Origin of the sequence: Serratia sp. H1w (assembly GCF_000633355.1) — a bacterium.
Classification (GTDB): domain Bacteria; phylum Pseudomonadota; class Gammaproteobacteria; order Enterobacterales; family Enterobacteriaceae; genus Chania.
Genome location: NZ_AYMQ01000154.1, coordinates 1 through 3,089 on the forward strand (window position 1 = coordinate 1; position 3,089 = coordinate 3,089).

Annotated in this window: 3 protein-coding genes; 2 read left to right on the forward strand and 1 reads right to left on the reverse strand. The window is 47.7% G+C overall.

Annotation, left to right across the window (positions count from 1 at the left end):
* On the reverse strand, nt 1–182 hold a 182-nt coding region (locus U869_RS0127590), incomplete at its 3' end, for a type II toxin-antitoxin system RelB/DinJ family antitoxin (RefSeq protein ID WP_025123869.1).
* A gap of 306 nt (nt 183–488) precedes the next feature.
* Between U869_RS0127590 and U869_RS0127595 the strand changes: the two genes are divergently transcribed.
* The gene (locus tag U869_RS0127595; protein ID WP_037409709.1) at nt 489–1,682 is read left to right on the forward strand and encodes an AAA family ATPase; all 1,194 of its coding nucleotides are present in this window, start codon (nt 489–491) and stop codon (nt 1,680–1,682) included.
* 8 nt (nt 1,683–1,690) lie between these two features.
* A complete protein-coding gene (locus U869_RS0127600) occupies nt 1,691–2,662 on the forward strand; it encodes a ParB family protein (protein WP_025123867.1) in 972 nt (323 codons plus the stop codon).
* The last annotated feature ends 427 nt before the right edge of the window (nt 2,663–3,089 follow it).

The window sequence follows — 3,089 nt, forward strand, 5'->3', positions numbered from 1 at the left end:
AATTCAATCGGTATTGACACTTCATCAGCCAGTAATGCTACCTGAACTGGAAGGCGGTTATTTTGTGCAACGTATTCAAGCACCAGGCGTACGGCTTCGGAGGCTGTGATCCCCAATCCGTCGAGCGCCACACCGGCCCGGGCCTTTAAGTCGTCGTTGATACGAATGTTCATTGTACCCATGTAAATACTCCATGTGGTTACGTTTGTGTATACACATTAAGGTGAACCCGACAAGAAATAAAGTACATGTCCTTCCTGTGTTGCACTGTACAGCCGTTCTCTGACTGGGGTCTGTAACGCAGAAAGGAGCACCTGTTTTTTTAAGGAATTTTATCCGCTCCTCTTTTCTGCGTGATCCGCTGGACGTGATTGAACGGTATGGTTAGTGCGTGATAACTTTATTGTTAATTGTGTTGATTTTTTAACTTATATGCCGGATTATTGATTTAATTCAGATAAGTTACATAAATATGGTGGTTGGTGATTATGGATTCTCATCAGACAGAGAAAGTCGCACTGCGTGCCGAAAAGATGCTGTCCGCATTGACTGAGCAGATACAACTTCAGAAAGAAGAGCTTAAAGAAAATGAATATTTTCAGGTGTATGCCAAAGCTGCCGTCGCAAAATTTCCCAAACTGACTCGCGCTAACGTGGACTATGCCGTGAGTGAGATGGAAAATGGCGGTTATGTTTTTGAGAAACGTGCGGCCGGTTCGTCCACCAAGTACGCGATGACCGTCCAGAATATTGTCGATATTTATCATCACCGTAATGTCCCTAAATATCGCGATCGCCATCCTGAGGCGATGACTCTCTTTGTCGGCAACCTGAAGGGGGGGGTCTCAAAGACCGTTTCTACGGTATCACTGGCTCATGCACTGCGTGCCCACCCTCACCTCCTTTTTGAAGATTTACGCGTCCTGGTCATCGATCTGGATCCGCAGTCCTCAGCCACCATGTTTTTGAACCATACCCGTGCCGTGGGCCTGGTTGAGACAACCTCTGCGCAGGCCATGCTGCAAAACGTCAGTCGGGAAGAGTTGCTCACTGAGTTCATCGTGTCGTCTGTTGTACCTGGCGTCGACGTTCTTCCCGCATCCATCGATGATGCGTTCATTGCTTCAGGTTGGGAAAGTTTGTGTGCCGAGCATTTACCTGGCCAAAACCCCCATGCTGTCTTGCGTGAGAACATCATTGATAAACTGAAGTCTGATTATGACTTTATCTTTGTTGACAGTGGCCCTCACCTGGATGCATTCCTCAAGAACGCGATTGCGGCGGCCGATCTCCTGATGACGCCGATCCCGCCTGCACAGGTGGATTTCCATTCAACATTGAAGTACCTGACCCGTCTGCCTGAACTGGTCAGTATCATTGAAGCTTCTGGTTGCCCGTGCCGGTTGCAGGGAAACATCGGTTTTATGTCCAAACTGTCCAACAAGCCCGATCACAAAGTTTGCCACAGCCTCGCGAAAGAGATTTTTGGCGGAGACATGCTCGATGCGGCTTTGCCACGCCTTGATGGCTTTGAACGCTGTGGCGAGTCGTTTGATACCGTGATCTCCGCGAACCCGGCGACCTATGTCGGGAGCAGCGAGGCATTGAAAAATGCGCGTACTGCTGCTGAAGACTTTGCCAAAGCGGTATTTGACCGCATTGAATTTATCCGAATGAATTGAGGTGCCCGATGAGCACAAAACGTCTGACAATCGGGCGCACGTTTAGCGCGCCAGTTCTTAACAGCGAAGCCGAGCCGGAAGCATTCAAACAGGTCTTTACCCTGTCGTCTGGCAGGAAGGTGGTCTTCACCAAAGTGACCGTGGCAGCGGTAGAGGTTGAAACCAAAACGTATGTAACCCAGGAGGTCAACGGACGCGATCAGTCGGCACTCACCCCTGAATCACTTCAAGATATTATGCGGACCATCAGCCTGCAGCAGTTTTTCCCTGCCATTGGTGTTCGTCGTGATAACCGTATCGAGATCCTGGATGGCTCACGTCGTCGTGCCTCTGCCATTCTCAAACATGTCGGTCTGGATATTTTAGTCACGGATGAGCCTCTCTCTGTCAGTGAAGCCAGAAAGTTGGCCCAGGATATTCAAACGGCTCGGGAACACAACATCCGAGAAGTGGGAACGCGTTTGCTCACCCTTAAGCAAAGTGGACTGACACAAAAAGAAATCGCTGAAGCAGAGGGGTTGTCGCAAGCTAAAGTTACGCGAGCGCTACAGGCGGCCAGTGTATCTTCTGAGTTGCTATCTCTCTTTCCGATCCAATCGGAGCTGTCTTTTTCTGACTATAAAGTATTGCTGACGGCAGAAGAGTTGTTGGCCAGCAAACAACATTCAGTATCAGAACTTATCGAGAATATCAGTGGCGTTGTCAGTGGGATCCGTGAGCCGTCATTGCTGGCCGCTGATGAGGTCAAGACTAAAATTCTCACCGTGATACGAGATGAAGCCACGGTTTTGGGAGAACCAGAGAAAGGAGAAGCGGTTGTCATTACCCCTCTTTGGCAGTTTTCTGACAAGAACAAATATGCCCGCAAGAAGGTCCGGGGACGGTCATTCAGTTACGAGTTTAACCGTGTGTCGCCCGAGCTGCAGGGCGCTATTGATGATGCAGTGAACGCTGTGTTGGCTAAACATCTGAAGTCATAGCTGCGAATGTTCTCCACCTGTTTTTGGTGTTAACTGTTTAAAAATAATGATTTTTCTATGGAGATTTCACGGTGAAATCTCCATGAATTTCGGCGTTACTCCCCCATTTTGCCTTACTATGCCCTTTCCCTGATGTCAGTTTGTTGTGAAATTTCCGGTTTTTTCTCCACGCAAATACAGGGTTTAACACATTGTATTTGATGAATATCTTTAGTGAATTTCATGCTGAAATCTCCACGGTTGCATCACGCATCAATCAAATACTTACCCATGGTATGTATCGTTAACGTTTTTTTTATTGAAATTCCAATGCCTTTCTCCATGCAGAAATGGTATGCAACCCATTGTATATTGTATATTTAAAGAGAGAATTTCACGGTGAAATCCCCACATTTCCATCCAAAGTTGTCGCTACCGATGTAAAACT